This window comes from Larkinella ripae (assembly GCF_054780775.1).
The window spans coordinates 624,507-649,535 of record NZ_BAAGVR010000022.1 but is presented as its reverse complement, the minus strand read 5'-3'; the positions used below and the strand labels follow the sequence as shown (position 1 = coordinate 649,535).

Below are 25,029 nucleotides of genomic sequence, written 5' to 3'. Positions count from 1 at the left end.
AAACAACGGCTAAACGGTGGGTTCCCAGCCCCGCTGGTATTCGCGCTTCCAGTATTGCTGCGCCTGGCGGTTGTTCCTGATGTGCCCGTTGGCAGGGTCAATTTCCAGCGTTCCGCCCGACCGCAGGGCAATGTTCCCCAACTGACACAGCAACGTGCTCTGGTGGCCGCTCAAAATGTCGGCGTTCAGGGCGGTTCCCTTTTTGATGCCGTCGAAAAAATTCTGGATGTGAATCGCGTCCAGCGCCTGCGACGGATTCATCCGGTCGCGGGCGTTGATGACCACGTTGTTTTTCACCTCCTTCACCAGTTTGTTTTCCAGGTCGTAAACCGTGTAGGCATTGTTTCCGTCGATTTGCAGCGAACCGGTATCCCCGTAGAAAACAACGCCAACGCTGCTGCCTTCGATGGTGCGTCCATTGCAGCTCCGGCCTTCCCAGGTCATGGCCGTGTTGTTCGGAAATTCCAGGTTAATTACCTGGGTATCCGGCGTTTCCCAATCGTCTTTGAAGCGATACCGCCCGCCCGACGAAGTGACGCGGTTGGGGTAGGTAACGTCGAGACCCCAGCGCATCAGATCCAGCATGTGGGTTCCGTTGTTGAGGGCTTCGCCGGTTCCCCAGTGCCAGAACCAGTGCCAGTTGTAGTGCACCAGATTATCCTTAAAGGCTTGCCGGGGGGCGGGTCCCTGCCACAACTCATAGTTGAGCCACGACGGAACGGCGGCTTCTTTGCCGATGCCGATGGACGCCCGGTTGTTGGTATACCAGCCCTTGGCGAAATAAGCCCGCCCGATCACCCCGTCCCGAACCGCCCTGACCCCAGCCGCGACGTTGGGCCACGACCGGCGCTGGTTGCCCATCTGAATGACGGTTTTGTACTTTTGGGCGGCCGCCACCAGAATTTCGCCCTCGTTTGGATTGTGACTACACGGTTTTTCCAGGTACACGTGTTTCCCGGCTTTCGACGCCAGAATTGCGGCCGGTGCGTGCCAGTGATCCGGTGCGGCCACGACCAATGCATCCAGGTCCTTGTCTTCCAGCGCTTTCCGGAAATCGGGCACGGCCCGGGGTTTGGCTTTCTGAATGCCCTCAACGGTGGTGATGCACTTGTCGGCTGCGCGGGTATCCACGTCCGAAACCGACCGAATTTCGCAGTTGGGCTGGAGGGCAAAATTGCTGGCCAGTGCCAGTCCGCGGCTGTTGACCCCCATCATACCCACCTGAATGCGTTCGTTGGCTCCCAGAATCCGGGCGTAACTTTTGGGGCTAAAACCGGGCAGCATTCCACCCAGACTCAACGCAGCCGTTCCGGCCAGCGTCTGGCCCAGAAACGTTCTCCGCGATTGGGCAGAACGGACCGTGTTTTCTGTTTTCTGTTTTGATTGGGTCATGGTACTCGTTTTGTTTTACGATTAGAAAAGCTGACCTTCTTTACCGATGGCCTGATTGGCTCAAAACCGTGTTGGTGGCCACTTTCTGCAAGCCTTCCGCTTTGACGGACGAAACCGAACCGGTCAGTTCACGTTTGAACGGAGTTTCGCACCCCACTACTACCACTTCATTGAGCGAAGAAGCCGTTTGGGTCAGAACCACATCAATCGTCGTCTGCCCTTCGCCTTTCACCTCCTGCATGACGCGTTGTTAAGCAGTTGTCATTATGTAAAGGATTGAAGCCTGGGGAAAAACCAGGCACTGAAATAGGGGAAATCGATCAAAATCGTTTGCGGGTACGTACCCGCAAACGACGTAAAAAAATGCAATCAAGAATTCTGGGCTTTTTTCAGGACGCTGGCGAGGGTCACCGCGGCTCCACCCTGACGTTTACTTTCGTCGGCGGCTTCCATGAAAGCGAAGATTTCGAGTGTCTCGGCGGGTTTGACGGGAGTTTCGCCGGTTTCGAAGAAATGGATAATGTCCTTTAAAAGGGGATTATACCCTCCGTAGGGCCCCAGCGTTACGTTGCCATTTTTGGTGTAAACCGTACCCCCGTATTCGTGCTTGCCCGTTCGGGTTCCGCGGAAAGTACCGACGCGCCCATCGCCCCAGGTCCCAATGACAATATCGGTATCGGGCGTATTGACCCGGCTTACGCTCTGACAGCCGGTTCCCATGGCGGTAAACAGGGCTTCGACTCCGTGAACACCGTACCAGAACAGGTCGGGATGGGTTTTTTCCAGAACCGCCGGGCTATACGTGTCGGCGCCCACCACCTGACTCTTGTCAATGTCCTGCATTCCCTTGATGTAGCGCAGCGACGATGCGGAGAAAACCGGTACGCCTTTTTTCTTGGCGGTCTCAAAAATAGCAACGGCGTCGGCGAGGGAAGCGGCAACAGGCTTGTCAATAAAAACCCGTTTGCCGGCCGAAAAGACTTTCGTTGCCTGTTCCCGGTGCAGCCGGCCGTCGTTGGTTTCCAGCATGACCACATCCACTTTCTTCAACAGGGCTTCAAGGGAATCGACGATTTCGACACCCAGTTTTTTGACTTCCTCGATGTAGCCGGGAATTCGTTTTACACTGCTTTCAATATCGTTACTGCCTTTGGGATAGGCCGCCACCACCCGGTAACCCATCCAGTCCGGATTCGGTGTCGGATTGTTCAGCTCTTTCGTGAAGGCAATGCTGTGGGACGTATCTAGCCCAATAATTCCCACTTTTTTTCCCTGAACCTGCCGAGCGGACGCAAAACTATGGGCATCGACAGGGAAAAGATAGGCTCCCAGACCGGCGGAAGCCGCCAGCATGGAAAAATCTCTACGGGTTAGCGTATTAGCCATATAATATTCTAGTAAGGTAAGGGTTTGGAATAGCGTGTACGTACCCGAAAGATTACCGACAAAATTTTATAAAGCAAGTATTTCCCCTCTTATTGTAATCATTTAATTTGAAATACAAATAAGGTAAACAATTTTAGGCTGAGAGCCAGGGAAGGGCGTCGGGAGCGTTCTCGCATTTTGCAAGCGACATCCGGGTTGAGGCAATGCAAAGGGGTAGACACCCAAAAGGGCAGGACTGATCCTGCCCTTTTGGGTGTGGTATAGAAGGAAATTGCTGTTAATGCGTGTGCCGCAACCGGTGAAAACGGATGTTGGTGAGGTGCGTCAACACCAGACCGAGCGATGCGGCATAACCAACGTATTCAAACGTTTCGCTGACGTCTTCGAGCAGGATGGCGACGGCAAAAACGGTCAGGAAAAACCACAAACACGTTTTGATGGCGGGCGTCGTGAAGTGCCGGGTGGCGAAATAAACCGCCAGTATATTGACCCCGATAAAAAGATAATCAAGACTCAGAAAGCCCACCCGAACGGTATCGTTGGTCAGAAACGAGGAAGAAACCAGCAAAACCGGGGTGATCAGGCAATGGATAATACACAGGACGGATCCACTGATTCCGATGTAGTCGGCTTTTCTGTTTAGCGCTTCTAATTTCATAATCTCCGGTTTCACTGACTTGGTATTGCAAAATAAGCAGATGGTCTTGTACGGGACAAAATTATTTGCAATAAAGTTGCATTTATTTTTGCAACGTTGTTGCGAGTTTCTAATTTTGCCCCCGCTGAGTAACAAAAATCGCTGGAAAACCGCCGGTTTAAACACGCTGAATGCTATGAAAATAAACGCAAAACGAATCCGTCAGTGGATGTGGGTGGCAACGCTGGGTGCGTCGATGGCCGCAATGATAAGTTGCAGTGACAAGGCGGACGAGCCCGAACCGGCCGATGAAAACGAACTGATTACGACGGTTAATCTGAAATTTACGGAGCAGGGAACCACAACGACCCAAACCTTTTCGTACCGCGATGCGGACGGCGACGGGGGCCAGGCACCGACCAAATTTGATAAAATTACGCTGAAACCAAACAAAACTTACGACCTGGCGGTGGAATTGCTGGACGAAAGCAAAACGCCAGCGGACAATATTTCAAATGAAGTGCAGCAGGAAAGCGATGAGCACTTGTTTGTTTTTACCGTCAATCCAACGACTCTGGCAACCTATACGTACGGCGATAAAGACGTTAATAACCTGCCCATCGGCCTGAAAGGAACGCTAAAAACAACGGCCGCCGGAACCGGAAAACTGCGCGTTCAACTGCGCCACCAGTCCAATTCAAAAAACGGAACGGCGGCCCCGGGCAGCGACGACGTGAATCTGGAATTTGACCTGACCGTCCAGTGATGGTTTTTTACTACCCGGTTTTTAACCAAAAAGGTCGTCGGAATCGTTCCGACGACCTTTGGTTGAAAAACCGGCCTTAAAGTTGCGTGGCGGTTGGCTCCTGCGGATTCGCCGGTTCCGGTTCCTGCCCCCAGCGACGGCCGGGGCCGAAACGGGGGCCGCAGCCGTTGCGCCACTGCTCCTTCATTTTCTGCTTGAACTCCTGACGTTCTTCGGGTGTCATGTTCTGCCAGCGGTTCGACATTTTCTCCCGCCAGTAGGCCGGTTGCGGATGCCCGTGACGGCCCCAGCCGCGACCTCCCCGCCAGCCCCCGCGAAAACCGACCAGCAACCGGCTCAGCAGCAAAAGGCCCAACGCCTGGCCGAACGTGATGACGGGGCCGGTGAATAAAGCCGGAACGAGCCAGTTCCAGAGATTCATGACAACAAAACCGGCCAGGCCGACAAAGAGCAGACCGAAGGCCAGAAAACCGAGTCCGCGTTTAATCCAGAATAATTTCATGGGTTGATTTCTTTAAATGAGTGTACTGGTTCGATGGTTGAGTGGTTCAACCCGTTAGTGTTCCGGCATTTTTTCGGTTTTTGATTGACCCGGCGCCGGCTCATAGGGCTGGCAAACAGCGGCATGATGGCGGTCAAAACCGTGCTGCCCGCGCCAGTGTCCGCCGTGCGCTCCGCCAAAACCACCGACCAGCAGCCGGGTGAGAAACAGCAGGCCCAGCGCCTGCACAAACCGGATGCGCGGTCCGTTAAAAACCGAGGGCACCAGCCAGTTCCAGAGCCGCATGACGATCATCGTCACCAGCATAAAAAAGCCAATCCCGAGGGCGAAAAAGCCGATTCCTTTCAAAATCAAAAGAGGTTCCATACGTACGTGATGTTTTGTTTTTTAGTTTGTAATCCATTCGTTGTATAAGGTTCGCAGGCGCTCCCGGAGGTACAAAACCGCATACCGTTTGCGGGACAGCAGGGTATTGATCGGCACGCCGGTTTCGTCGGCCATTTCGCGAAAACCCTGGCCGTCGAGTTCGTGCCGGACGAAGACCTCGCGTTGCTCGGCGGGCAATTCCGACACGGCTTCCATCACCGCTTCCATGAGGGCTTCCCGCATCAGTCCTTCGTCGGGCGTTAGCTCATCGGTGGGCAGGAGGGCCGCCAGCAGCAAGGGTTCACCATCGTCGTCGGCGTAGCCCGCGAATTGATCTTCCAGCGAAACCGTCCGCTTTTTCCGGTACCAGTCGATGATTTTCCGGCGGGCCACCGCGAACAGCCAGCCTCCCAGGTGTTCGATCGGTTGCGTCCGGCGCTCGATCTCGGCCCAGTCCATCAGCACGTCCTGCAACAGGTCTTCGGCATCCTCGCGCGTCGGGAGCCGTCGACGGATAAAATCCAGCAGTCGCGGGCGTTCGCGTTGCACCATCCGGGCGGCTCCTTCCGAACCACCCGGTTTGGGTGCGGAGTTTTCGGTTTCCTCCGGCTTTATTGACACAGACAGCGCAACGTTTCTCATACACTAGGGAAGTCGGATGAAAACACCGGATATTGTACGGGCGGTGCCGAAAGCCGGTGAAAGAAGGATGAGTGGTGTGGGAAACCGGATGAAAGGCGGTTTTTGGGGGAGGGCGTAAACGGAAGGCAAGCGATACTAGGCTCTGCGCCCGCTCTTCCTGCCGCGAACGACGGGCGTACAGGTTTGATTATCAGTTTGAAAGATCCCCTCTGAGACGTACAAATCGCATCGTTCGCGTTCCATCCAATTCTCTGGTCAACGCTGTTTATTCTGATAAATAAACAGCGGTTTTTCAGTAGCTTTAAAAGACCGTTCGGATTCGTGCCGGGCTAAACGGTTTTAATCGTCAGTATTTATTGCGAAACGGGCCAAACGCCGTACAAATAGCCAACCGATTGCCTATATTTGTCATGGATTATTCCGTTAGTTTTTTGAATCTCACTAACTTTTACTCAATAAATTATGAACAGAAGAGATGCCTTGATGCGGGTTGCGGGTTTGATGGGAACCGCTCTGACGCTGCCTGCACTCGCGGATACGCTCGAAGCGTCGGCCGCTAAACGGGCCCTCAGCGGAAAGCCTCTGTTGTTTACGGCCGACCAGGATGCGATGGTGGCTGAAATGACCGAAGTCATTATCCCGACCACCAGCACGCCCGGTGCCAAAGCAGCCAAGGTCAATGAAATCATTGATATTATCCTGAAAGACTGTTATCCGCAAAAAGATCAGAAACTGTTTCTGGATGGGCTGTCGCATACCAACGAATTGAGCCAGGCCGCCTATAGTAAGAATTTTGTGGCCCTCGATGAAAAGCAGCGGGCCGACATCATGACCAAACTGCAGGCCGAAGCCGCCGAACAACGCAAAGCCATGGCTTCCGTGCCCGCCGAACAGCGCTACACGCCTTTTTTCAACACCCTGAAGTCCCTGACGCTGAACGGCTATTTCACCTCCGAAATTGGCGCCACCCAGGCGTTGGAATACATTGCGGTTCCGGGCCGTTTCCAGGGCTGCATTGATCTGAAACCGGGTCAGAAAGCCTGGGCTACTTAGAACGCAATGAACCGCCCGGGCGGCCCGGAATTGACAATGAATCCGTAAAAGCAAATCACCCGTTGATTGCAGATTCATTAGTCGTCCGGAATCACCCGGCAGGTTGTTCATTCCTCATTATTCATTCTTCATTCAGAAAACCATGAATCTCAATATAGACAGTATAAAAGCAACGACCTACGACGCCATTGTGGTAGGATCGGGGATCAGCGGAGGATGGGCGGCCAAAGAGCTAACCGAGAAGGGCCTGAAAGTGCTGATGCTCGAACGGGGGGAAGATATTAAACACATCGAAGGCTATAAAACCGCCATGACCGATCCCTGGCAGTTTCCGCACCGGGGCCGGGTACCTTCCGAAATCGCGGAAGAACAGGCGGTTCAGGCCCGGACGGGCTACACGGTTTCGGAAGCGACCGGTTATCTGTTCGTGAACGACAAGGAAAACCCGTATCTGGAAGACAAACGCTTCGACTGGATGCGCGGCTACCACACGGGTGGGCGATCGCTGATGTGGGGACGGCAGAGTTACCGGCTCGGCGACCTCGACTTTGAAGCCAACCTCAAGGAAGGCGTGGGCGCCGACTGGCCGATTCGCTACAAAGACATTTCGCCCTGGTACGATTACGTCGAGAAGTTCATCGGGGTGAGTGGCTCCCGCGACGGTCTGCCGCAGTTGCCCGACGGTCAGTTTCAGCCGCCAATGGATATGTACTGCCTTGAAAAACACGTCAAGGGCGAGGTAGAAAAGAAATTCAAGGAGCGGACGATCACGATCGGGCGCGTGGCTCACATCACCAAACCCACGGCGCAGCAAACCGCACTGGGGCGCGCGCAATGCCAATACCGCAACCTTTGTAGCCGGGGTTGTCCGTTCGGTGCGTATTTCAGTACGCAGTCGGCGACCTTGCCAGCCGCCATGAAAACCAAACGCCTGACGCTCCGCCCGCATTCCATCGTAACGTCCGTTATTTACGACGAAGCCAAGAAAAAAGCGACGGGTGTGCGCGTGCTCGACCAGTTGACGAAAGAAGAACTGACGTTCAACGCCAAGATCATTTTCCTGTGCGCGTCGTCGATGGCATCAACGTACATCCTGATGAATTCGATTTCGAACCGCTTCCCGAACGGCCTGGGCAACGACAGCGGGGCGCTGGGCCATTACGTGATGGATCACCACTTCCGGGTCGGAGCCAGCGGTGTCTACGAGGGTTTCGGCGATAAATATTATTACGGACGGCGGGCGAATGGTATCTATGTGCCGCGTTTCCGCAACCTGCCCGGTCAGGAAAAACGCGATTACCTGCGCGGTTTTGGCTACCAGGGGGGCGCGGCCCGGATGAACTGGGGGCGTGGCTCGGCGACGGAAGGCTTCGGCGCTGCGTTCAAAGACGAAATGACCAAACCGGGGCCGTGGACGATGAACCTCGGCGGTTTTGGCGAGTGTCTGCCGTATTTTGAAAACAAAGTTGTGATCGACAAGTCGAAAAAAGACAAATACGGGCTGGCGGTGCTGCGTTTCGATGCCGAGTTCAAGGACAACGAAAAACGGATGCGGAAAGACATGGGCAACGATGCCGCCGAAATGCTCGAAACCGCTGGTTTGAAGAACATTACGATTAACGACAACGGCTCCTGGCCGGGCCTGGGTATTCACGAAATGGGCACCATCCGGATGGGGAACGATCCGAAGCAGTCGGTGCTGAACAAGTTCAATCAGGTCCACGCGGCCAAGAACGTGTTCAATACCGACGGCGGTTTTATGGTTTCGGCTTCGTGCGTCAACCCGTCGCTGACCTACATGGCTATGACCGCCCGTGCCGTCAACTATGCCGTGCAGGAACTGAAGCGGCAAAATCTTTAAGGAAGGATGAATTAGGAAGGGTGAACGATAAATGCTTGGCGTCAACTCATCATCGTTCATCCTTCCTCATTCATTCTTCTTTTTGCAACCCTTTCGTTATCAGCCTTGTCCTGACTTTCAGAGGATGGTTTCGACGACGGTATGACTAAAGAAAGATTATACAGTACGGTTTTTACGGTTTTGCTGCTGAGCACGGTAGCCTGTGATCGGATTGCTCAGGACGCGGCACCCGGTCCGGATTCTGTCGATACCGAAGAAATCGAGTATTATACCCTGCCCGATCAGCAGGTTGCCATCGATCTTAAGTCAATTTCGGGCCTTAGTTCCGTCACGACGCTGCAAATCACGCAAAACCCCCGGCTCGGATACGCCAAATTCAATGGCAGCGGGTTGTTGGTGTACACCCCCCATTCAACCTTTGTGGTTGGCGAAGACCAGTTTGCCGTCAGCGCGACCACCGCATCAAAACTGGCCAAATCGTTCCGGATCAACATGGCCGCCGACAGCACCCGGATTCCCTGCAACGCCGGACCCATTCCGGACTGGTACCGAACGGCCGAGAACCAGGCCATCCGGATGGATGTGCTGAAAAACGACCGGTTTTGTGATGCCACCGTCGATCTGGCGAGTCTGGAGATCGGTCAGCAACCGGAAAATGGCAGGCTAACGGTTGAAAACGGCAAGGTTACGTACACGCCCAACGCGGGTTTCAACGGGTTCGATTATTTCTTTTACAAAGTAAAGGCGGTTTTTCCGCAAAAAAACCGCACGTTTTTGGCGCCGGTTCGGCTGGGGGTGGGCGACCCGTATAAGGACTGCAAAATTGTCCTGAAAAACGATGACGTATACTGGAAACAGTGGTTCATTACGGACTCGCTGCGTGTTCCGGTATTGAGCAACGACCAGCTTTGCCGCTCCCGTTTTGACTTGCCGGTGACCATTACGAAAGCACCCACGAAAGGCACCGCCCGGGTAGGAAAAAACAATATGGTGATCTATTATCCGACAAGCAGTTTCACTGGCGAAGACCAGTTTACCTACCAGCGGTGCGACAATGGCGAATGCCTCGAAGCGACCGCCCGAATTGCAATCAGCAGCCCGGATGCGGCCTGTCAGTTGGCCGCCCGCAACGACAACGGACAAATCTCGGCGGCCGTACTGCCCACGGACCCAATCAAGCGAATTGTTTACATCTATCCGCTTGGTAATGACCGGGTTTGTGCGCCTTTGCAGCAGCTGGTGATTACCGATAATCCGGCTCAGGCCGATTTGCAGATTTTGCCAAATGGGGTCATTCTGTACCGGCCACCGCTGGACTTCAGAGGATCTGTCAATTTTAAGTATGAATTAACAGACGTAAAAAATAACAAATCGTTGGCGACGGTGAGTCTTGCCATAAAATAAAATACAAAGCGTTAATTTGTTCACTCAACGAAAAAAACGTAATTCGTAAGAACTCTACCGCCAGCGAGAACCCTTTGTCAGAAATCGACTTGTTGCAGGCATGCCAGCGTCATGACGCTCGGGCCCAGACGGCTTTGTACGAACGTCACAAAAGCCGGATGATGGGTCTTTGCCGTCGGTATGCCCGTTCGCGACCGGAAGCGGAGGATATGTTTCACGAAGGGTTCATCCGCATCTTCCAGCAGATTCATACCGTTGAGCAGCCCGAGCGCCTGTTGAACTGGATGAAACGGGTGATGGTCAACACGGCCATCAACTGGTACCACAAACACCACCACCAACAATCCGAAACCGATTACGAAGAAGCCTGGGAAGCCAGCAACACCGATCATACCGACGTGCTGGCGCGTATTTCCACGGACGAGCTGCTGGTGCAGGTTCAGGACCTCGCCGACGGCTACCGCATGGTGTTCAACCTGTACGTCATTGACGGCTATAGCCACCTGGAAATTGCCCGTCTGATGGGCATTTCGGAAGGAACCTCGAAGTCGCAACTGGCCCGGGCCAAAGAAGTTTTAAAACAGCGATTGAAAAAAATGGGAATTGTCAGCTATGGCAACTACTGAAGATGAATGGGAGAGGCTCTTCCGGCAGCGGCTCGAAAAGTATGAGTCGGAGCCGGATGACGACGCTCTGGAACGTATTTTAGGGGCCGCCAATTCGCCAGCCGCCGAAAAACCGGGTGCAAAACCGGGTTATCGCTGGGGCTGGAGTCTGGCCGGATTGAGTCTGCTGGGTGGTGTGACGGTCGGAATCTGGCACTACCGGGCACCTTCGTCGGCTGCGGTGGTGAAAGCGCCGGCTGTGGCGCAGGCCGAAACAACAGACAAACTTGCTGAACCGGCGTTTCTGAACACCAAGGAACGTTCCGGGCAAAAAACCGGCTCAACCCAACCGGCAGCCGCGCAGCCTGACCGCCGTCTGGCTTTGGGCCGGGGCACAAAAGCGCCATTGGAACGGCTGTCGGCGGCCAGCAGACGGTTTTTCAGTGTACCGACGAGCGACCATCGTTTACAAAAACCGGCCCTGACGGAACGGCCATTGGCTAAATGGAATCAACCGCCAACGGCTCCCCAAAACCAACCGGAGCGGATTCAACCAACGCCCGAACAACCCACGGATGCCTATGCAATAAATACCTTTACGACCTCTTCCTTACCCGTTGCCACAACGCCCGAAACCGCAGGGGCTCCATCACCGCTCAAACTCGGTCTGATCGCAGCCAGGGCGACCCGGCCTTCCTTCCCTTTGTCGGTTTTACCGGCGGTTTCATTGGCGACAGGCCCGCAAAAACCGCTGATTGAGCCTGTTGGCCCGGCTACACAACCTTCGTTTTTTGCCAGCGTCATGCCCTTGTACACGTTCCGGCAGGTGACCCCTACGCAGCAGGATGAGGTGGTGATGGAAAAAATCCGACCGGCTACCTCGCTGTCATCCCGAACGGGCTGGCGGATCCAGGCCGGGGCCGAATGGTCGCTGAGCCGTCGGTTTTCGTTGCGGGTTGGCGCGGTTTATCAGCAATTACAGCAGGAACTCACGTATACGGCCCGGGCATTGCGGTCGGATTCATCGAAAATTGAATGGGTCGACAGCCAGACCATCAAGCTGACCCCGCTTTATAAATCGCAGGAACGCCGGAGCATTTCGATCTGGCAGTATGCCGCCCTGAGTGCCGAGGGTCGTTTTCTCCTGAATCCGGGGCAGACCGGTATGCGGCATTACGTCTCGGCGGGCGGTAGTCTGGGGTATTTACTGAGCGGCCGTTCCAAACAAAATTGGCAACCTTTTTTGCAGGCTTCCTACGGCATCGAACGTCGTTTAACGGAAAATCTGCACCTCCAGGTCGAACCCGGAATTGTGTATAATTTAAGCGAAATCAGCGATAATTCGCGTTGTTTCAGCGTTCGACCCTACAGTTATGGCCTGGTTATCGGACTGCGCTGGCAGCCGGATATATGAACAGTCCTTCGTCCCGCTGGCTCAAAAAATATAATTTTTTCTGAACAACTTCTTTCAGGCCCGAGTTTGGTTTACAATTGGTTCGAATAAAAACAACCATCATAAAACAAACTCGACGATGAAAAAGATAGTGATGATGGGGGCTATGTTAGTGGCGGTTGCCCTCAACGCCAAAGCGCAGAATACAACCGGAACAACGACCGGAACGGGCACAACAGTAAATCCGCAGACGCAGACGACCAGTCCGCAGTCGGCACAACCGACGGTAGGAAATCCGTCGACAACCACCTATCCGCAGGGACAGACTACGCTGGGCTCACAGACGCCCACGGGTTCTACGGCTAATCCACAGTCACAGATTCCGCAATCGCAGTCTCAGCTTCCGCAAAACCAAAGTGGGGTAGCGACCAGCCCGCAAACGACGCAACCGTCGACAACCGGTACGACAACGTTACCACAGACCCAGGATCAACAAGGTCAGATGAGCCGCGAACGCCGTTCGACCGATCCGACATCTAACCAAACCGATTCCGTTCAGGGTTCGACGTCAACGAATCCGAGCATGAACTCCACCAATCCGAACATGAATTCAAATGATCGGAAAAACCGGAGAAACCGGAACCGGAATGATTCGAAAATGAAGCGTGATACGCTCCGCGATAATTAATAGAGAATCAGTTAGGTAATCTATGAAAAGCAGATATCAATCGATATCTGCTTTTTTCTCTTTAACACGATGAAAAAGCTACTGATTGCCAGCCTGGTCGGACTGACCCTCCTCGGGTTCTCCGACTCAACAACCGTTTTGGGAATGACGCCGACGGCATCGCTCCGACAAACCGTACCGCAGGACACCCTTCGGAAAGATACGAGCCGGCAACGGCAGACCGACCGGATGCGCCGGGGACAGATTGACGACCGGCGACCCACCGGCGACCCGAATCCGAAACAATTGCGCCCGGATTCACTCCGCCGGGGTGGCGCTATGAAAGTCGACACAATCCGGCGCTAACCTTTCGCGGTTTTTGTGGGTTGGTCAGGACTCGCGTCGATGCAGTCCTGACCCTACTCATCGCGGATTTTAAATCCGATCAGCAGCCTGATTGCACCAAATTTTTAGTTCAACTGGTAAAAGAACGGTAGAGACGTCTTTATGGGGTAGCGGATTTACTAATCCGGTTTTGAACGCCATGCAGACCTACGCCCCCAAAGTCCTTCTTCTTTCAGGAATCCTTTGCTGTTCACTCGCTCTTCACGCGCAACCACCCGGTTTTAATTACGATGAAAGCAAGGTGTCTCCTTACACCTTGCCGGACCCACTTGTGACGCCCGCTAAGATCCGCGTGACAACCGCTCGTCAGTGGGAAAAAGAGCGACGGCCGGAACTGCTGAAACGGTTTGCCACTGAAATTTACGGCCTGACACCGCAACGGCGGCTGGCGACCCGCTACGAAGTAAAATCGGTGGATTCGTCGGCACTGAGCGGAACGGCCATCCGCAAGGAAGTTGCGGTCATCTGGACCGAATACCCGGATCTGGCTCCGCTGAATATTCTGCTTTATGTGCCCAAAAACCGCCCCGGAACCCAGCGCCCCCCGGTTTTTGTGGGCCTCAATTACATGGGAAATCACAGCATCAGCACCGACCCCGGCATTACGCTTTCTACGCGCTGGCTTCCCAATCGAACCGATGGAAAAGTAGTGAACAACCGCGCCACGGAAGGCGCGCGGGGTGTGCAGCAAAACCGCTGGCCCCTTGAGTTGATCCTTTCAAAAGGGTATAGTGTGGCGACGGCCTACTACGGCGACCTGGAACCCGATCATCCGGAAGGCTGGAAAACCGGTATCCGTTCGGTGCTGGACCCGCCAACTTCGGGCAAAAGCGACCATTGGCAGGCCATCGGCGTCTGGGCGTGGGGCATGAGCCGGATGCTGGATTACCTGGAAACGGACCAACTGGTGGACGCTAAAAGAGCCGTGGTGATGGGCCATTCCCGCCAGGGAAAAGCCGCTTTGTGGGCCGGAGCGCAGGATCAGCGGTTTGCCGCCGTTATTTCGAACGATTCGGGCGAAGGAGGAGCGGCATTATCACGGCGGATATTTGGCGAAACCATCGAGCGGCTGAACACCACCTTTCCTTATTGGTTTTGCCCAAAATACCGAACGTATAACAACCGCCCCAATGCGCTTCCCGTCGATCAGCACGAACTGCTGGCCCTGGTGGCGCCCCGGCCGCTTTACGTCGCCAGCGCGCAGGACGACCACTGGGCTGACCCCAGAGGAGAGTTTCTGAGCGCCCGGCAGACCGATCCGGTTTATCAACTATACGGTAAAACCGGCATTGGCACCGATGCCTGGCCACCCATCCATACGCCGGTTGGCGAGACGGTTCGCTACCACATTCGGGCGGGCGAACACGACGTGAAACGTTATGACTGGGAGCAATTCATCGCTTTTGCGGATACCGTTTTTAAAGGAAAGAAAAAATAGAGGAAAGGCGGAGGGGAAGACCGGTTGGAAAGTGATTCTTCTCCCTTCCTCCTGTCTTCCCCTCCGCCTTTCCTTCTTTTCAGTCCTTACACTTCCGTTTCAACCAGAACCGGATAATCGACGAAGCCTTTTTCTCCGCCGGCGAAATGGGTGGCAGGGTCCGATTGGGCCAGTTCGGCACCGCTGCTCAGTCGCTCGACCAGATCCGGGTTGGCAATGAACGGAGCGCCAAAAGCAATCAGGTCGGCAAGGCCACTTTGCAGGTCGGTTTCGGCCCGTTCTGCGTTGTACTGGTTGTTCAAAATCAGCGTATTGCTGAATTTCCCGCGAATGGTTTTAAGCAGCGGCCGGGTGGTTTCGGCCCCGTTCAGACCCGCCGTATCGACCAGGTGAAGGTAGACGATCCCGAGTTCGTTCAGTTTTTCGGCCAGGTAGGTGTAGGTTTCCGTAACTTCCGGATATCCCCCCATATCGTTGTAGACATTGTAGGGCGAAAGCCGGATGCCCACACGTTCTTTGCCAATCGCCTGGACCGTCTGTTCTACGGCTTCCAGCACAAACCGGATCCGGTTTTCAACGCTGCCGCCGTATTCGTCGGTGCGCTGGTTACTATTCGGATTAATAAATTGTTCGATCAGATACCCGTTTGCGCCGTGAAATTCAATCCCGTCAAAACCGGCTTCCACGGCATTTCTGGCGGCTTGCACAAACTCCTGAATGGCCTGTTTTACCTCCACCCGGCTCAATTCGCGGGGTGTTGCATTGTCCTGCAAACCTTCCTGATCGGTCCAGATCGGACCTTTGGCCGGAATGGCCGAGGGCGCCAGTACTTCCGCACCGGCCGGTAAATTCAGCGAGTGACCAATGCGACCCGTGTGCATCAGTTGCGCAAAAATGTGTCCGCCTTTTTCGTGGACGGCCTGCGTAACCGGTTTCCAGGCGGCAACCTGCTCGGCACTGAACAGGCCGGGAATTCGGCTGTAGCCCAGCCCGTTGGGCGAAGGCGCCACCCCTTCGGTGATGATCAATCCTGCCGACGCACGCTGGCCGTAATAAAGAGCAATCAGGTCGTTCGGAAGGTTGTTGAAAGCCCGGCTGCGCGTCATGGGCGCCATGGCAATGCGGTTGGTGAGGAGTATAGAGCCGAGTTGGGCCGGTGAAAATAGTAACGTACTCATTGTTTTTTCGTCTTGGTTCGGCGAGATAACACATCCATACATTTAAAAGTTTGGATGTGTTAATAAAAAAATTTTAGGTCAGTTTACTCAGGAAGCCCGACAAATCTTTTAATCCTTCTTTATTTAAACTCAGGTTTTGGTTCCGGCCTTCTTTCTGGGAATTCACCAAGTCGCTGTCGATCAGCATCTTCACGTGGTGGGAAACGCAGGGCTGTGACAGTCCGGTCATTTCCTGAATATCAGAATTATTCAAAGTGCCTTTTTCAGAAAGGGCCAGCAAAATTTGCAAGCGGTATTTGTCGGCAATGGCCCCAAAAGCCTTTTCAACAAATTTACAACTGGTAATTTGATGTGAATCCATGATCTGGTGTCATCAAAATTGATGCTTTACCTCTACTACATCGCGCCGGATGTGTACGTTCATAATCCTGCAAAATTGGATAACTTTCTTTACATATTCTACAAAATCAGGCCGGAACTTTTGCGGTAGTTAGCAGAGCGTCAAAATCTTACGCAGCTGATCCGGCGGCCCCGGGCGGGCTGCCGGTTTTTTGTGAAGGCCAGGGTCAGGTATAACCGTTGGTCGTGAAGCCGCAAAAACCGTATAGACCGGAATAAAATAAAAATCGGTTGAAAGGTAAGCCTCTCAACCGATCCGGTTTTGCCCTGCGAGCGGGCTGGTTTGCTACAACAGTATCGATTAAAACTGAATGCCGATGTTGAGACCCGGCCACATCCGGACGCGCACCTGCTCGTCGTCCCACCGGCGGGCGAAGGTCTTGTCGTACACGCTCCACTTCACCCATTCGGTGCCAACGCCTTCGCCGGTTTCAAACTCGGTCACCTGCACGTTGAAGGTCGGCGTCACGGTCAGAGCCAGGCGGTTGTGCAGCGGAAAAATGAAACTCACCCGGGCCTGATTCAGCATATTGAGTTCGTCCCAGTAATTGCCTTCTTCCTGAATCTGGTAGGCAATGGCTTCGATGCTGATCTGGTTGCGTTTGCCGATGTACTGGTTGGCGCCGATTCCGTAGCCATAGCCCCAGCGGAGGTTATCCCACCGAACGTTGTTGCCTTTGGGCCAGGCGGCTCCGGCTGCGAAGATGTTGTAAAACTTGCGGTTACCGCCCATTTTGTAACCGATGTTGGCGTGCAGCGCATCACCCGCCCAGACTTCAACCCGGTGGTAACCATTTTTGGAGAGACTAATGAGCCCGATCTGAGCGCCTTCAACGTTTTCGGCAATGTTGATCAAACCGATCTGGGTGCCTTTTACCCGTTTGGCCACGTTGGCAATGCCCGCAATCTGCACCCCTTCCACCGACTCGGCCACGTTGGCAATACCGGCAACCTGAGCGCCTTTCACTTGACCCCCGGCAATGTTGGTAATGCCCGCCAGCTGAGCGCCTTTAACGGTTTTTCCGACGACATTGGTAATGCCGCCAAACTGGGCGCCGTACAGCGGGCCGCCCACGATGTTGGTGATTCCGGCAAACTGGACGCCATCGACCTCATTTCGGACGCCGTTTAAAATGCCCGAAAACTGCGCTCCTTTTGCGTAGTCTTTTTCCAGACTGAACCAGCCGCTAAACTCCACCCCGTCGAGAGCAGCGGCATAGCCGCCGAAGACATTCAGCGAAAACCGGTTGCTGACAATCGCGTTGCCCATTCCGTTGGTACTCAGGGGCGGAATGATGCCAATCTGGGCGGGGCGTTTGACATACCGCCCCTGCCGGGATTCGTTCAGGTGGGAACGCAGTGAATCCGTATCCTGCGAAAAAGCAGAGGAAGAGGACCAAAAAAGGATAGCCGTAAATAGAAGTAACTTTTTCATGGGGTTCATTAGCATTAAGTGTGTTTACTGTTGGATCGGATCAGCGTTGACGAAACGGGACTTCCCCGAATCTGCCGGTATGACCGCCGTATCGGATGACACCCCTATTCGGTTTTAAAAAAAATGTAAACCGCCCGCACCCTTCCGGAATCCGTTGCTCGATTACCTTTGTAAAAAACCGCCCCCTGCATGAACCGCATCGACCGGCTAACCGCCATTCTAATTCATCTCCAAACCAAGCGCGTCGTGAAAGCGCAGGAGCTGGCCAAACGGTTCGGCACCAGCTTGCGGACGATTTACCGCGACATCCGGTCGCTGGAAGAAGCGGGGGTGCCAATCGGGGCCGAAGCCGGAATCGGGTATTTTCTGGAAGATTACCACCTGCCGCCGGTGATGCTGACGCGCGAAGAAGCGACGGCGTTGCTGTTTGGAGCGAAGGTGATTGAGAAGTTTGCGGATGCGTCGATTCGGGCGGAATTTGAGTCGGCCCTGTACAAAATCAAATCGGTGCTGAAACGGGCCGATCAGGAACACCTGGAGGATCTGGAGCCGCGTGTTCACGTCGAGAAACGACCGACAACACCCCCGTTTTCGGATATGCTGCTGGCGGATATTCAGCGCGCGATCGGCATGCGGCAGGTGGTGCAGCTGGATTACCGCTCGGCGTACAACGACGAAACGACCGTCCGGCTGGTCGAACCGGTGGGCTTGTATCATTACGGTTCGGGCTGGCACCTCATCGCGTTTTGCCGCCTGCGGCAGGATTACCGCGATTTTCGCGTCGACCGCATCCGGAAACTGGATCATACCGGACATACCTATTCCAGTCAGAACCTGCTTTCTTTACCGGCTTACCTCGCGCAAATTCAGCAGAATCAGAACCTGGAAGAAGTGATTATTTTCTTTACGAAAAATGTGGTGCGGCACCTTCAGGAAACAAAATACAGCTATGGCTATGTGTCGGAAGAACCGGTGGAGGGCGGGATTCAGATGAAATTTATGACGCAGTATCCGCAGGGAGTGGGGCGGTGGCTGCTGATGTTTGGCAATCAGGTTCGGGTCGAAAAACCGGAATCGCTCAAGGAAACCATGCGGACGCTGGCGCTGGAAGTGCAGGCGCATTATCTTGTTCTGAACCCGGATTAATCTGCGGAATCCGGGTTCAAGACTACTGACACACCGTTGTCACAAGCGGGCGTTTACTTTGGGGCAACATTCGACCAAACACCGTTTTGTTATGCAAATCAAAGAAGCCAAACCGCTGACCACGCTCGCGTTTTCGACCCGCACCACCCTGCCGGAATTAAATCATTTTGTGCGGACAATCGCCCGGCAATTATACCGGGAAGCCATTCGGTTGGATCTCGAAATTACCGGACCGATTGTCTGGCAATACGACGGCGTGGACGGGAATCCGGAAACCGTGTTTGGGCTGGACATTGTCCTGCCCGTTCAGCAGTTTCAGGGTGAACCGGCCGACGGGCTGGCTTTCAAAAAACTGGAGGGCTGGCAATGCGCCTATACCGAACACGACGGCGGTTGGGATCAGCTGATGACCACCTACGGGCCGTTTATGAACGGTCTGGTGCAGGGCGGTTATCCGATCGGTTCGCTAAGCCGGGAAGCCTACGTCAACGTGGATTTTGAAAATCCGGCCAACAATGTAACCCAAATTTATCGTCAAATCCTATAAAACCACACGCCATGAAACTAAACGCAGGCATTGTTACCGACAAGCTGGCCGAGACCAAATCGTTTTACCAGACGGTTCTGAACTTTGGCATCACGTTCGAAAATGCTCATTACGTGGTGCTGCACACGCCCAATCAACAGGCCGAGTTGAGTTTTCTGCTGCCCGATCATCCCTCGCAACAGCCCATTTTTCAAAAACCGTTTGCGGGCGCGGGCGTCTACCTGACCATTGAAGTCGATGATGTTGACGCTGAATACGAGCGCATCAAAGCCCTGAATGTGCCGTTTGAAATCGAGATCCGCGACGAACCCTGGGGCGACCGCCATTTCGCCATCGTCGATCCGAACGGGATCGGAGTTGATGTGGTGACGTTTACACCACCGGCTTGAAGTGTCTTGAACCTAGAGTACGCCGATTAAAGGATTAACTGAGATATAAAATAAATCGTAGTTAATCCTTTAATCGGCGTACTCTAAGTTCAAGATAATCCTTCACTGCCAAACCCGTTCCGAACGGCCACGGTTTCAGTTCGTTGATGGGCACGAGTTTGTACGCCTGAAGTTCTTCTTCGTCAATCTGAATGGTACCCCGGGCGCGGACGTGGTAGGCCATAATCACTTCGTTGCGTTTGTAGAAGGTATACACGCCGAGCCGCTCCACGATTTCCGCATCCAGGCCCGTTTCTTCTTTAATTTCCCGCAAAACCGCCTGATCCGGCTCCTCGCCCGCTTCCAGAAAACCGGTCACCAGACCGAACCAGTCGGCGGGCCAGCCCCGGTTTTGAATCAGGATCACGGTATCGTTATCGTACTCGACAATGGCCCCCACCACCGGCAGCGGGTTGTTCCAGAAAATGTAACCGCAGGCGGCCGAGCAAACGCGCCGTTGGCGCCCACCCGCAAAACCGGAAACCAGCGGATGGCCACATTGGGGGCAAAAATTCATCTTCGGCATAGCGTCGGACAAGGATATTGTGGTGAAGATAAACAGCCCCGTTTGGATTTCCGTATATTTGCAACTCATTTAACAAAAGTTACTTTGCCGAGATTGCTGGCCCTCGACCACGGAACCAAACGCACCGGTTTGGCCGTTACGGACCCCTTGCAACTGATTGCGACGGCCCTGGAAACCGTTCCGACGTACCAGTTGTTGGACTACCTGAAACGGTATGTTGCGGGCGAGTCCGTCGAAGCATTTGTGGTGGGCCTGCCCAGGCGCCTGGACGGAACCGACACCGACAACACGCCCCGGGTGCGGGGGTTTGTTGAAAAACTAAAGGCGGTTTTTCCGGACATTCCGGTGCACTGGCACGACGAGCGGTTTACGTCCTCGATGGCCTTGCAGGCCATGATTGCGGGCGGTACCAAAAAGAAGGACCGGCGCGAAAAAGGCAACATCGACAAAGTAAGTGCAGTGATTATTTTACAATCCTTTATGGAATCCAGACGGTAATGGTATACCCAATAGTAGCGTATGGCGACTCCGTTTTGCGGAAACGGGCGCAGGACATCGAAAAAGGCAGCATCGATGTAAAAAAATTCAGTGACGACCTCTTCGAAACGATGTACAACGCATCGGGCATCGGGCTGGCGGCTCCGCAGGTCGGCAAAAGCATTCGGATGTTTGTAGTGGACGGCACGGCGCTGAATGAAGATGAGCCGGAAGACGAAAAAGATCCGAGTCTGGACGGTTTCAAAAAGGTATTCATCAATCCCGAAATTCTGGAAGAGGACGGCGAGGAGTGGGGCTTTGAAGAAGGCTGTCTGAGTATTCCGCAAATCCGGGGCGAAGTGTTCCGGCCCGAAATCGTTAAAATTCAGTATTTCGATACCGACTGGAACGAGCACGTTGAAGAATACGACGGCATGGCCGCCCGCATCATCCAACACGAATACGACCACCTGGAAGGCAAGCTCTTCACCGATTACCTGCCCCCGCTGAAACGCCAGTTAATCAAAAAAAAACTGTCCGACATCACCAGGGGAAACGTGAAGGCGGATTATAAAATGAAATTTCCAAAGTAGAGGAGGAAAGGACGGAGGGGAGAAAGGGATGAAAGGAGTTGGCCTATTCGCCAGGTATTTCTTTCCTGATTCCTTCCTTTCCTCCCTTTCTCCTGTCCCTCCTTTCTCCTCTCCATGCACCTTACGCTCATTCAGACCCCGCTTCACTGGGAAAATCCGACGGCAAACCGGGCGATGCTGGAAGAAAAAATCTTCGCCCTGCCGGAAAAAACCGACCTTATTGTGCTGCCGGAAATGTTTACGACCGGTTTTACGATGAACGCCCAGACGCTGGCCGAACCGATGAACCTGACCACCTTCCGCTGGCTGAAGCAGATGGCGGCCCAAACAGATGCGGCCGTGACGGGCAGTTACATTGTGCAGGAAAAAGGCCAGTTCTACAACCGCCTGATCTGGATGGAACCCGATGGTTCGTTCGAGCAGTACGACAAACGGCATCTGTTCCGGATGGCGGAAGAGGACCGGACGTACACCGCCGGCGCAAAACGGTTGGTAAAAGCCTGGCGGGGCTGGAATATCTGTCCGCTGATCTGCTACGATTTACGGTTTCCGGTCTGGAGCCGAAACGCCGGTTTGGCGTATGATCTGTTGCTCTACGTGGCCAACTGGCCCGCGCCCCGGAGCACGGCCTGGAAGGCGCTGTTGCAGGCCCGCGCCATCGAAAACCTGGCTTACGTGGCCGGTGTCAACCGCGTGGGCGAAGACGGCAACGGGCACTTATACGCGGGCGATTCGTCCCTGATTGACCCGAAGGGGGAGCTTCTTTTTCGCCAGAGTCAGGCGGAGACGGTTTACCAGACTACGTTATCGCTGGACGATCTGAAGGCGTATCGGCAGCGGTTTCCCGCCGATCGGGATGCGGACGCTTTTCAAATTCTTGGCTAAAAACCGTCCTATTCTGCTCATTTTGCCTGCCGTTGGTATAAATATTTAAATTATACGCACTTATCATTAGATAGTTAGTAATTTTGTGGTCGGGATAAAAAAGCCCGGTTATTGAATTAATCACATCATATCTCATGTCTGCATCGGTAGAAACTGCCAGTTTACTGGCAGACCGCATCATCGCGCTGGAGGAATCGTCGACACTGGCGATGACCAAAAAAGCCCGCGAACTGGCCGCTCAGGGCCACAAAGTGATCAGTCTCAGCGTTGGCGAGCCTGATTTCAAAACGCCGAAACACATTTGCGAAGCTGCCAAACAAGCCATCGACGAAGGCTACCACGGCTATTCGCCCGTAGCGGGTTATCCTGATCTGCGGAAAGCCATTGCAGATAAGTTTAAACGGGAAAATAACATCGACTGGAAACCGGAAAACATCGTGGTGTCAACGGGTGCCAAACACTCGCTGGCCAACGTGATTCAGGTGCTGGTGAACCCCGGCGACGAAGTGATTATTCTGGCGCCGTACTGGGTGAGTTATTCCGAAATGGTGAAACTGGCGGAAGGCAAGTCCGTCGTCCTCGACGGCGCGTTTGACAACGACTTCAAAGTGACGGCTGACCAACTGGAAGAAGCCATTACCGATCGGACCAAAGTCGTGATGTATGCGTCGCCGAATAACCCGACGGGCTCGGTGTACAGCGAAGACGAACTGCGCGCCATCGGTGAGGTGATTGCCCGGCACGAAAACCTTTTCGTACTGGCCGACGAAATTTACGAACACATCAATTTTACGGATAAAGGCCACTTCAGCATCGGTTCCATTCCGGAAATTAAAGACCGGGTTGTTACTGTTAACGGCGTTGCGAAAGGTTTTGCGATGACTGGCTGGCGGATTGGTTACATCGGAGCCGCCAAATGGATTGCCGATGGCGTTGAGAAATTGCAGGGTCAGGTAACCTCCGGCACCAACTCCATTGCCCAGCGGGCTACGATTGCGGCCCTGAACGGCCCCACGGAACCGACGGTGGAAATGGCCCAGGCGTATGAGCGTCGCCGGGATCTGGTGGTGAAATTGCTGAAAGAAATACCCGGTTTTAAGGTGAACGTGCCGGAAGGCGCTTTTTATGCCTTCCCCGATATCAGTTATTACTACGGCAAGTCGGACGGAGAGATAACCATCAATAACTCCGATGATTTTGCGCTCTGGCTGCTGAACAAGGCGTTTGTGGCCACAGTGGCCGGTTCCGGTTTCGGAGCTCCTTACGGCTTACGGATTTCAACGGCCGCTTCGGATGAAGCGCTGGCCGAGGCTGTTCAGCGCATCAAAGACGCCGTAGCCACGTTAAAGTAAACGGTTTTCGGTATACGGTTTTCAGTTTTCGGTTGGCTGACGCATTCATTCAGCGTTTACCATTCAATATTCATTATTCGCTATTAAGAATGAATGCGTCAGCCACCGAAAACCGTATACCGAAAACCGAATCCCTCTCTTAATTCAAGCATTAATTTACACTTCTTATGTCTACAGAAACATCCACCTACGTTCCTTACAAAGTTAAAGACATCGCACTGGCCGAATGGGGCCGCAAAGAAATCCGTCTGGCCGAAGCCGAAATGCCGGGTTTGATGTCACTCCGCAAAGAGTTTGGACCGTCGAAACCCCTGGCCGGTTCCCGCATTGCCGGCTGTCTGCACATGACGATCCAAACCGCCGTTCTGATTGAAACGCTGGTGGAACTGGGTGCCGAAGTAACCTGGTCGTCGTGTAACATTTTCTCTACGCAGGACCATGCCGCAGCCGCCATCGCAGCCGCCGGTATTTCGGTGTACGCGTGGAAGGGCATGAACGAAGAAGAGTTTAACTGGTGTATCGAGCAGACGTTGTTTTTCGGGGAAGAGAAAAAACCGCTGAACATGATTCTGGACGATGGGGGTGACCTGACCAACATGGTTTTCGACCTGTATCCGGAACTGATTTCGGGCATCAAAGGCTTGTCGGAAGAAACCACGACCGGTGTTCACCGCCTGTACGAGCGAATGAAAAATGGCACGCTTCACCTGCCCGCCATTAACGTCAACGACTCGGTAACGAAATCAAAATTTGATAACAAATATGGTTGCCGGGAGTCGCTGGTCGATGCCATCCGTCGCGGAACCGACCTGATGCTGGCGGGTAAAGTGGCCGTTGTGGCCGGATATGGTGATGTGGGCAAAGGGTCCGCGGAATCCCTGCGGGGCGCTGGTTGCCGCGTACTGGTGACGGAAATTGACCCGATCTGTGCGTTGCAGGCGGCTATGGATGGCTACGAAGTCGTAACGATGGACGAAGCCGCTACCCGCGCGAACATCTTTGTAACCGCAACCGGTAACATCAGCATCATCAAAGATCGTCACTTCAAGACGATGAAAGACAAAGCCGTGGTTTGTAACATCGGTCACTTCGACAACGAAATCGACATGGCGTGGCTGAACCAGAACTACGGGTCGAGCAAGAGCCAGATCAAACCGCAGGTCGATCTGTACGAAATTGACGGCAAGGAAATCATCGTTCTGGCCGAAGGCCGTCTGGTGAATCTGGGCGTGGCAATGGGCCACCCGTCGTTTGTGATGTCGTGCTCATTCTCAAACCAGACGCTGGCGCAACTCGAGCTGTGGAGTAATTCGGAGAAATACGAAAACAAAGTATACATTCTGCCGAAGCACCTGGACGAGAAAGTAGCCGCCCTGCACCTGGACCACGTCGGTGCGCAGCTGGAAAAACTGGATCAGAATCAGGCCGAATACATCGGCGTAACCGTCGAAGGGCCGTTCAAATCCGAACTGTATCGCTACTAAGAAGTAAGGGTGAAAAGTGATGAGTTAAGAGTTACGTGCTCCGCAGAATCAATGCGTTAGCC

28 protein-coding genes are annotated in these 25,029 nt (G+C 53.9%); 17 read left to right on the top strand and 11 right to left on the bottom strand.

What is annotated here, in order from left to right; genetic code table 11:
- Positions 1 to 9: 9 nt before the first annotated feature.
- The 4 genes from ACYVHX_RS15605 to ACYVHX_RS15590 form a co-directional block, all read right to left on the bottom strand.
- A complete protein-coding gene (locus ACYVHX_RS15605; protein WP_460672587.1) occupies positions 10 to 1,392 on the bottom strand; it encodes a Gfo/Idh/MocA family protein in 1,383 nt (460 codons plus the stop codon).
- 40 nt (positions 1,393 to 1,432) lie between these two features.
- Positions 1,433 to 1,633, bottom strand: coding sequence for a hypothetical protein (locus ACYVHX_RS15600; protein WP_460672586.1), 201 nt, complete (start codon positions 1,631 to 1,633; stop codon positions 1,433 to 1,435).
- Between the two features lie 128 nt (positions 1,634 to 1,761).
- Positions 1,762 to 2,778: a Gfo/Idh/MocA family protein gene (locus ACYVHX_RS15595; protein WP_460672585.1), complete on the bottom strand. Its 1,017-nt coding sequence runs from the start codon at positions 2,776 to 2,778 to the stop codon at positions 1,762 to 1,764.
- A gap of 277 nt (positions 2,779 to 3,055) precedes the next feature.
- Complete coding sequence (locus tag ACYVHX_RS15590) at positions 3,056 to 3,436, bottom strand: MerC domain-containing protein (RefSeq protein WP_460672584.1); 381 nt, start codon at positions 3,434 to 3,436, stop codon at positions 3,056 to 3,058.
- 175 nt (positions 3,437 to 3,611) lie between these two features.
- On the opposite strand from ACYVHX_RS15590, the gene ACYVHX_RS15585 reads away from it, so the two are divergent.
- Positions 3,612 to 4,181 carry a hypothetical protein gene (locus ACYVHX_RS15585; protein ID WP_460672583.1) on the top strand — a complete coding sequence of 190 codons (570 nt, stop codon included), beginning with the start codon at positions 3,612 to 3,614 and terminating at the stop codon, positions 4,179 to 4,181.
- Between the two features lie 76 nt (positions 4,182 to 4,257).
- On the opposite strand, the gene ACYVHX_RS15580 is transcribed toward ACYVHX_RS15585, so the two are convergent.
- Genes ACYVHX_RS15580 through ACYVHX_RS15570 form a run of 3 tightly spaced genes read right to left on the bottom strand, consistent with a single transcriptional unit; the run spans position 4,258 to position 5,691 of the window.
- Positions 4,258 to 4,683 carry a hypothetical protein gene (locus ACYVHX_RS15580; RefSeq protein WP_460672582.1) on the bottom strand — a complete coding sequence of 142 codons (426 nt, stop codon included), beginning with the start codon at positions 4,681 to 4,683 and terminating at the stop codon, positions 4,258 to 4,260.
- A gap of 54 nt (positions 4,684 to 4,737) precedes the next feature.
- Positions 4,738 to 5,049, bottom strand: coding sequence for a hypothetical protein (locus ACYVHX_RS15575; protein WP_460672581.1), 312 nt, complete (start codon positions 5,047 to 5,049; stop codon positions 4,738 to 4,740).
- Between the two features lie 21 nt (positions 5,050 to 5,070).
- Complete coding sequence (locus tag ACYVHX_RS15570; RefSeq protein WP_460672580.1) at positions 5,071 to 5,691, bottom strand: RNA polymerase sigma factor; 621 nt, start codon at positions 5,689 to 5,691, stop codon at positions 5,071 to 5,073.
- A gap of 462 nt (positions 5,692 to 6,153) precedes the next feature.
- On the opposite strand from ACYVHX_RS15570, the gene ACYVHX_RS15565 reads away from it, so the two are divergent.
- From ACYVHX_RS15565 to ACYVHX_RS15530, 8 genes are all read left to right on the top strand, one after another.
- Positions 6,154 to 6,744, top strand: coding sequence for a gluconate 2-dehydrogenase subunit 3 family protein (locus ACYVHX_RS15565; protein WP_460672579.1), 591 nt, complete (start codon positions 6,154 to 6,156; stop codon positions 6,742 to 6,744).
- A gap of 142 nt (positions 6,745 to 6,886) precedes the next feature.
- The gene (locus ACYVHX_RS15560; RefSeq protein WP_460672578.1) at positions 6,887 to 8,605 is read left to right on the top strand and encodes a GMC oxidoreductase; all 1,719 of its coding nucleotides are present in this window, start codon (positions 6,887 to 6,889) and stop codon (positions 8,603 to 8,605) included.
- A gap of 141 nt (positions 8,606 to 8,746) precedes the next feature.
- Complete coding sequence (locus ACYVHX_RS15555) at positions 8,747 to 10,009, top strand: Ig-like domain-containing protein (protein WP_460672577.1); 1,263 nt, start codon at positions 8,747 to 8,749, stop codon at positions 10,007 to 10,009.
- A 74-nt stretch (positions 10,010 to 10,083) separates the two neighbouring features.
- Entirely contained in the window at positions 10,084 to 10,635 is a 552-nt protein-coding gene (locus ACYVHX_RS15550) for an RNA polymerase sigma factor (protein ID WP_460672576.1), read from the top strand.
- Positions 10,622 to 12,028 carry an outer membrane protein gene (locus ACYVHX_RS15545; RefSeq protein WP_460672575.1) on the top strand — a complete coding sequence of 469 codons (1,407 nt, stop codon included), beginning with the start codon at positions 10,622 to 10,624 and terminating at the stop codon, positions 12,026 to 12,028. Before ACYVHX_RS15550 ends, ACYVHX_RS15545 begins: the two co-directional genes overlap by 14 nt.
- A 118-nt stretch (positions 12,029 to 12,146) precedes the next feature.
- Positions 12,147 to 12,695 (top strand): hypothetical protein, encoded by a 549-nt coding sequence (locus ACYVHX_RS15540; protein WP_460672574.1) that lies wholly within the window; start codon positions 12,147 to 12,149, stop codon positions 12,693 to 12,695.
- A 69-nt stretch (positions 12,696 to 12,764) separates the two neighbouring features.
- Complete coding sequence (locus ACYVHX_RS15535) at positions 12,765 to 13,040, top strand: hypothetical protein (RefSeq protein WP_460672573.1); 276 nt, start codon at positions 12,765 to 12,767, stop codon at positions 13,038 to 13,040.
- 178 nt (positions 13,041 to 13,218) lie between these two features.
- Positions 13,219 to 14,517, top strand: coding sequence for a glucuronyl esterase domain-containing protein (locus ACYVHX_RS15530; RefSeq protein ID WP_460672572.1), 1,299 nt, complete (start codon positions 13,219 to 13,221; stop codon positions 14,515 to 14,517).
- 86 nt (positions 14,518 to 14,603) lie between these two features.
- Here the strand turns inward: ACYVHX_RS15530 and ACYVHX_RS15525 are convergent, their stop codons facing one another.
- From ACYVHX_RS15525 to ACYVHX_RS15515, 3 genes are all read right to left on the bottom strand, one after another.
- Entirely contained in the window at positions 14,604 to 15,695 is a 1,092-nt protein-coding gene (locus ACYVHX_RS15525) for an alkene reductase (RefSeq protein WP_460672571.1), read from the bottom strand.
- Positions 15,696 to 15,768: 73 nt separating this feature from the next.
- Entirely contained in the window at positions 15,769 to 16,056 is a 288-nt protein-coding gene (locus tag ACYVHX_RS15520) for an ArsR/SmtB family transcription factor (RefSeq protein WP_460672570.1), read from the bottom strand.
- Between the two features lie 339 nt (positions 16,057 to 16,395).
- Positions 16,396 to 17,529 carry a hypothetical protein gene (locus tag ACYVHX_RS15515; protein WP_460672569.1) on the bottom strand — a complete coding sequence of 378 codons (1,134 nt, stop codon included), beginning with the start codon at positions 17,527 to 17,529 and terminating at the stop codon, positions 16,396 to 16,398.
- A 189-nt stretch (positions 17,530 to 17,718) separates the two neighbouring features.
- Here ACYVHX_RS15515 and ACYVHX_RS15510 point away from each other — a divergent pair, with 189 nt between their 5' ends.
- From ACYVHX_RS15510 to ACYVHX_RS15500, 3 genes are all read left to right on the top strand, one after another.
- The gene (locus ACYVHX_RS15510) at positions 17,719 to 18,675 is read left to right on the top strand and encodes a helix-turn-helix transcriptional regulator (protein ID WP_460672568.1); all 957 of its coding nucleotides are present in this window, start codon (positions 17,719 to 17,721) and stop codon (positions 18,673 to 18,675) included.
- A 91-nt stretch (positions 18,676 to 18,766) separates the two neighbouring features.
- Entirely contained in the window at positions 18,767 to 19,222 is a 456-nt protein-coding gene (locus ACYVHX_RS15505; protein WP_460672567.1) for a GyrI-like domain-containing protein, read from the top strand.
- Between the two features lie 11 nt (positions 19,223 to 19,233).
- Positions 19,234 to 19,611 (top strand): VOC family protein, encoded by a 378-nt coding sequence (locus ACYVHX_RS15500; protein WP_460672566.1) that lies wholly within the window; start codon positions 19,234 to 19,236, stop codon positions 19,609 to 19,611.
- Positions 19,612 to 19,672: 61 nt separating this feature from the next.
- Here ACYVHX_RS15500 and ACYVHX_RS15495 read toward each other — a convergent pair whose 3' ends face one another.
- The gene (locus ACYVHX_RS15495) at positions 19,673 to 20,176 is read right to left on the bottom strand and encodes an NUDIX domain-containing protein (protein WP_460672565.1); all 504 of its coding nucleotides are present in this window, start codon (positions 20,174 to 20,176) and stop codon (positions 19,673 to 19,675) included.
- Between the two features lie 84 nt (positions 20,177 to 20,260).
- Here ACYVHX_RS15495 and ruvX point away from each other — a divergent pair, with 84 nt between their 5' ends.
- From ruvX to ahcY, 5 genes are all read left to right on the top strand, one after another.
- Positions 20,261 to 20,674 carry a Holliday junction resolvase RuvX gene (gene ruvX, locus ACYVHX_RS15490; protein ID WP_460672564.1) on the top strand — a complete coding sequence of 138 codons (414 nt, stop codon included), beginning with the start codon at positions 20,261 to 20,263 and terminating at the stop codon, positions 20,672 to 20,674.
- Positions 20,674 to 21,246: a peptide deformylase gene (gene def / locus ACYVHX_RS15485; RefSeq protein WP_460672563.1), complete on the top strand. Its 573-nt coding sequence runs from the start codon at positions 20,674 to 20,676 to the stop codon at positions 21,244 to 21,246. The genes ruvX and def overlap by 1 nt, the downstream gene beginning before the upstream one ends.
- Positions 21,247 to 21,360: 114 nt before the next feature.
- The gene (locus tag ACYVHX_RS15480) at positions 21,361 to 22,131 is read left to right on the top strand and encodes an amidohydrolase (protein ID WP_460672562.1); all 771 of its coding nucleotides are present in this window, start codon (positions 21,361 to 21,363) and stop codon (positions 22,129 to 22,131) included.
- A gap of 134 nt (positions 22,132 to 22,265) precedes the next feature.
- The gene (locus tag ACYVHX_RS15475; protein ID WP_460672561.1) at positions 22,266 to 23,483 is read left to right on the top strand and encodes a pyridoxal phosphate-dependent aminotransferase; all 1,218 of its coding nucleotides are present in this window, start codon (positions 22,266 to 22,268) and stop codon (positions 23,481 to 23,483) included.
- A 167-nt stretch (positions 23,484 to 23,650) separates the two neighbouring features.
- Positions 23,651 to 24,967, top strand: coding sequence for an adenosylhomocysteinase (ahcY, locus tag ACYVHX_RS15470; protein ID WP_460672560.1), 1,317 nt, complete (start codon positions 23,651 to 23,653; stop codon positions 24,965 to 24,967).
- The last annotated feature ends 62 nt before the right edge of the window (positions 24,968 to 25,029 follow it).

Excerpts from the sequence above, each read along its gene's own strand:
- ACYVHX_RS15605 (WP_460672587.1), bottom strand. The coding sequence starts at position 1,392 with ATGACCCAATCAAAACAGAAAACAGAAAACACGGTCCGTTCTGCCCAA.
- ACYVHX_RS15600 (WP_460672586.1), bottom strand. The coding sequence starts at position 1,633 with ATGCAGGAGGTGAAAGGCGAAGGGCAGACGACGATTGATGTGGTTCTG.
- ACYVHX_RS15595 (WP_460672585.1), bottom strand. The coding sequence starts at position 2,778 with ATGGCTAATACGCTAACCCGTAGAGATTTTTCCATGCTGGCGGCTTCC.
- ACYVHX_RS15590 (WP_460672584.1), bottom strand. The coding sequence starts at position 3,436 with ATGAAATTAGAAGCGCTAAACAGAAAAGCCGACTACATCGGAATCAGT.
- ACYVHX_RS15585 (WP_460672583.1), top strand. The coding sequence starts at position 3,612 with ATGAAAATAAACGCAAAACGAATCCGTCAGTGGATGTGGGTGGCAACG.
- ACYVHX_RS15580 (WP_460672582.1), bottom strand. The coding sequence starts at position 4,683 with ATGAAATTATTCTGGATTAAACGCGGACTCGGTTTTCTGGCCTTCGGT.
- ACYVHX_RS15575 (WP_460672581.1), bottom strand. The coding sequence starts at position 5,049 with ATGGAACCTCTTTTGATTTTGAAAGGAATCGGCTTTTTCGCCCTCGGG.
- ACYVHX_RS15570 (WP_460672580.1), bottom strand. The coding sequence starts at position 5,691 with ATGAGAAACGTTGCGCTGTCTGTGTCAATAAAGCCGGAGGAAACCGAA.
- ACYVHX_RS15565 (WP_460672579.1), top strand. The coding sequence starts at position 6,154 with ATGAACAGAAGAGATGCCTTGATGCGGGTTGCGGGTTTGATGGGAACC.
- ACYVHX_RS15560 (WP_460672578.1), top strand. The coding sequence starts at position 6,887 with ATGAATCTCAATATAGACAGTATAAAAGCAACGACCTACGACGCCATT.
- ACYVHX_RS15555 (WP_460672577.1), top strand. The coding sequence starts at position 8,747 with ATGACTAAAGAAAGATTATACAGTACGGTTTTTACGGTTTTGCTGCTG.
- ACYVHX_RS15545 (WP_460672575.1), top strand. The coding sequence starts at position 10,622 with ATGGCAACTACTGAAGATGAATGGGAGAGGCTCTTCCGGCAGCGGCTC.
- ACYVHX_RS15540 (WP_460672574.1), top strand. The coding sequence starts at position 12,147 with ATGAAAAAGATAGTGATGATGGGGGCTATGTTAGTGGCGGTTGCCCTC.
- ACYVHX_RS15535 (WP_460672573.1), top strand. The coding sequence starts at position 12,765 with ATGAAAAAGCTACTGATTGCCAGCCTGGTCGGACTGACCCTCCTCGGG.
- ACYVHX_RS15530 (WP_460672572.1), top strand. The coding sequence starts at position 13,219 with ATGCAGACCTACGCCCCCAAAGTCCTTCTTCTTTCAGGAATCCTTTGC.
- ACYVHX_RS15525 (WP_460672571.1), bottom strand. The coding sequence starts at position 15,695 with ATGAGTACGTTACTATTTTCACCGGCCCAACTCGGCTCTATACTCCTC.
- ACYVHX_RS15520 (WP_460672570.1), bottom strand. The coding sequence starts at position 16,056 with ATGGATTCACATCAAATTACCAGTTGTAAATTTGTTGAAAAGGCTTTT.
- ACYVHX_RS15515 (WP_460672569.1), bottom strand. The coding sequence starts at position 17,529 with ATGAAAAAGTTACTTCTATTTACGGCTATCCTTTTTTGGTCCTCTTCC.
- ACYVHX_RS15510 (WP_460672568.1), top strand. The coding sequence starts at position 17,719 with ATGAACCGCATCGACCGGCTAACCGCCATTCTAATTCATCTCCAAACC.
- ACYVHX_RS15505 (WP_460672567.1), top strand. The coding sequence starts at position 18,767 with ATGCAAATCAAAGAAGCCAAACCGCTGACCACGCTCGCGTTTTCGACC.
- ACYVHX_RS15500 (WP_460672566.1), top strand. The coding sequence starts at position 19,234 with ATGAAACTAAACGCAGGCATTGTTACCGACAAGCTGGCCGAGACCAAA.
- ACYVHX_RS15495 (WP_460672565.1), bottom strand. The coding sequence starts at position 20,176 with ATGCCGAAGATGAATTTTTGCCCCCAATGTGGCCATCCGCTGGTTTCC.
- def (WP_460672563.1), top strand. The coding sequence starts at position 20,674 with ATGGTATACCCAATAGTAGCGTATGGCGACTCCGTTTTGCGGAAACGG.
- ACYVHX_RS15480 (WP_460672562.1), top strand. The coding sequence starts at position 21,361 with ATGCACCTTACGCTCATTCAGACCCCGCTTCACTGGGAAAATCCGACG.
- ACYVHX_RS15475 (WP_460672561.1), top strand. The coding sequence starts at position 22,266 with ATGTCTGCATCGGTAGAAACTGCCAGTTTACTGGCAGACCGCATCATC.
- ahcY (WP_460672560.1), top strand. The coding sequence starts at position 23,651 with ATGTCTACAGAAACATCCACCTACGTTCCTTACAAAGTTAAAGACATC.